The 2,278-nt window shown below is 38.1% G+C and carries 3 protein-coding genes; 1 reads left to right on the top strand and 2 read right to left on the bottom strand.

Features of this window, described 5'->3' with window-relative positions; all coding sequences use genetic code 11:
* Positions 1–36: 36 nt before the first annotated feature.
* Positions 37–297, bottom strand: coding sequence for a hypothetical protein (locus V7149_RS22000; protein WP_335347725.1), 261 nt, complete (start codon positions 295–297; stop codon positions 37–39).
* Positions 298–594: 297 nt separating this feature from the next.
* Here V7149_RS22000 and V7149_RS21995 point away from each other — a divergent pair, with 297 nt between their 5' ends.
* The gene (locus V7149_RS21995; RefSeq protein ID WP_335347724.1) at positions 595–738 is read left to right on the top strand and encodes a small acid-soluble spore protein P; all 144 of its coding nucleotides are present in this window, start codon (positions 595–597) and stop codon (positions 736–738) included.
* A 48-nt stretch (positions 739–786) separates the two neighbouring features.
* On the opposite strand, the gene selA is transcribed toward V7149_RS21995, so the two are convergent.
* A complete protein-coding gene (selA, locus tag V7149_RS21990) occupies positions 787–2,190 on the bottom strand; it encodes an L-seryl-tRNA(Sec) selenium transferase (RefSeq protein ID WP_335347723.1) in 1,404 nt (467 codons plus the stop codon).
* Between the last annotated feature and the right edge of the window lie 88 nt (positions 2,191–2,278).

Here is a 2,278-nt window from a genome sequence, read left to right as displayed (position 1 = left end):
CGCTTCCTTTATCAGCTATTTAATTGACATCCTATATTAATGGTATTGATTTACTTCATTAACGATTGTGCTTAAGTCCTGCTGGAATTTTTCTAACTGCATTCTCTGCGTTTCAGATGCAACCTCGAGTGCATTTTCAATTTGTTCGTAAGCTTCGTTTACTTCTTGTTTTAGATGCTTAAGCTGATGACCGTAATTGGCAGAATCCCTAACAATTTCATAATAGAGCTCCTGCGCATCCTCCATTCCCTGCTGTGCAGCCTGAAATGCTTGCTGTTTATTCTTATTATATGGCATCCCCTGTTTCACTCCTTTATTTAAATAAATTATCAAATTCGCCTTGGCGTATTTGCGCCCAGATTTTTATCGAGCAACACTCGATAAATTCCTTTAAAAAATCTGAGGCATCCGCCGGAGGCAACTTAATTCAGCCAGGCTTGAATCCTCACTGAATTAGATACCCATTTGGATTCAGCTTCATCCATAAAGGTGAAAACTTATGCTGAATAAAGTTAAATTGTGCAGTCATCAAAAAAAATATTCTGTATAATTTTTCGGCTTCCTTCCATGCTATTTGTTAGGAGGGATGTTTAAATGAATAAGAACGATAGTAAGGATATGCGAAAAAATGCACCTAAAGGAGATAATTCCGGACAGCCCGAACCGTTAAGCGGATCAAAAAAGGTGAAAAACAGAAATCATACGAGACAAAAAAACAATTCCAGCCATGATATGTAAAAAAAAAGCGTTCCCCAAGTTTTTTTGGAGAACGCTTTTTGTAAAGGCTTATAGGGCCTGAAGTGCTTCTAATATATAAGCTTCTTCATCCGCTGAAACGGTTCTTAAATCAATTAATACTTCTTCTTTCTGAATACGCACAACTATGGCAGGAGAGAATTCTGTTCTTAATTTTTTAGCAAGCTGCTCTGCTTCCCATTTTTTATGCTTAATGACAGAAACAAATGAAGGAAGACTAACCTCTGGCATCGTCCCTCCCCCTATTTGTGCAAAACTTTCCATAATAGAAAGGGTATATTGATCAGAAGAGCTTAACAATTTTTTAATAAAGGCCTCTGTCCTTACCTTAAGATCATCTTGTGATACTAAAATATCTCTAATAACAGGGATATTTTTTAACCCCTTATCCCCTTTAACATAATCCAGCAATGTCCCCTCGAGAGCTGCAAGAGTCATTTTATCCACCCTCAAAACACGAGAAAGCTGGTGTTTTTTTATTAGGCTAATTAACTCTTTCTTACCGGCAATAATTCCAGCTTGCGGACCTCCTAATAGCTTATCTCCGCTAAAGGAAACTATATCTGCCCCCTGCTTAATTACATCTTTCACAACAGGTTCCTCACCGATACCATGTTTTTGAAAATCGTAGAGAGCCCCGCTTCCCAAATCCTCATAGAAAATGATGTTTTTTTCCCTGGAGAGCTTTGCTAATTCTTCTGTTCCAACTGCTTTTGTAAACCCGATTACTTTAAAATTACTAGTATGTACTTTTAATATCATCGCTGTTTGTTCAGTAATCGCATTTTCATAGTCAGCAAGATGTGTTTTATTGGTTGTTCCAACTTCAACAAGCTCAGCCCCGCTTTCTCCCATAATGGAGGAGATTCTGAAGGATCCGCCTATTTCAACGAGCTGACCGCGTGATACGACTACTTCCTTATTTTTTGCTAAAGCCTTCAATATCAAATATACAGCAGCGGCATTATTATTTACAACCATCGCCGCTTCTGCACCGGTTAGCTCCTTAAGCAGCGCTTCTACATGACTATGTCTGGAGCCGCGCTTTCCTTCCTCCAATTGATACTCTAAATTGGAATAATGAAGGGCTATTTCAAGCATGTGCTGGGCGGCGTGATCACTTAATCGTGCTCTGCCAAGATTTGTGTGAAGGATTGTCCCTGTCGCATTAATCACACGCTTTAATGTGTAATTTAGTTGTTTATGCAGGGCAGCCTCTAGCCTATTAAAAATCTCATCGATGAAATCCTTGCTTCCAGGTACTACGCCAAACCATTTATTTAAAGTCAATTCTTCTCGAACTTCAGAAAGTACAATTTTAAGCTGATTCGTCATATGTATAAAATCAATCCCGTGAGTTTCTGCCAACAGATTAAAACGATTGTCTTTTTGCAGCTCATGCACAGGGGGAATATTTCTTAGCAACTGTTTCACAGCTTTCACTCCAATCTTCATTAAACTATTATATCATTATTTACTATCAAAATTCTCCATCCTATTAGCAATGAAAATAGAGTTAGTT

It is taken from the genome of Bacillus sp. JJ1503, assembly GCF_036965125.1.
In the GTDB taxonomy this organism is placed as follows: Bacteria; Bacillota; Bacilli; order Bacillales; family Cytobacillaceae; genus Cytobacillus.
The sequence above is the reverse complement of the archived record's forward strand: the minus strand, read 5'-3'. Positions and strand labels throughout refer to the sequence as shown.

Excerpts from the sequence above, each read along its gene's own strand:
- V7149_RS21995 (WP_335347724.1), top strand. The coding sequence starts at position 595 with ATGAATAAGAACGATAGTAAGGATATGCGAAAAAATGCACCTAAAGGA.
- V7149_RS22000 (WP_335347725.1), bottom strand. The coding sequence starts at position 297 with ATGCCATATAATAAGAATAAACAGCAAGCATTTCAGGCTGCACAGCAG.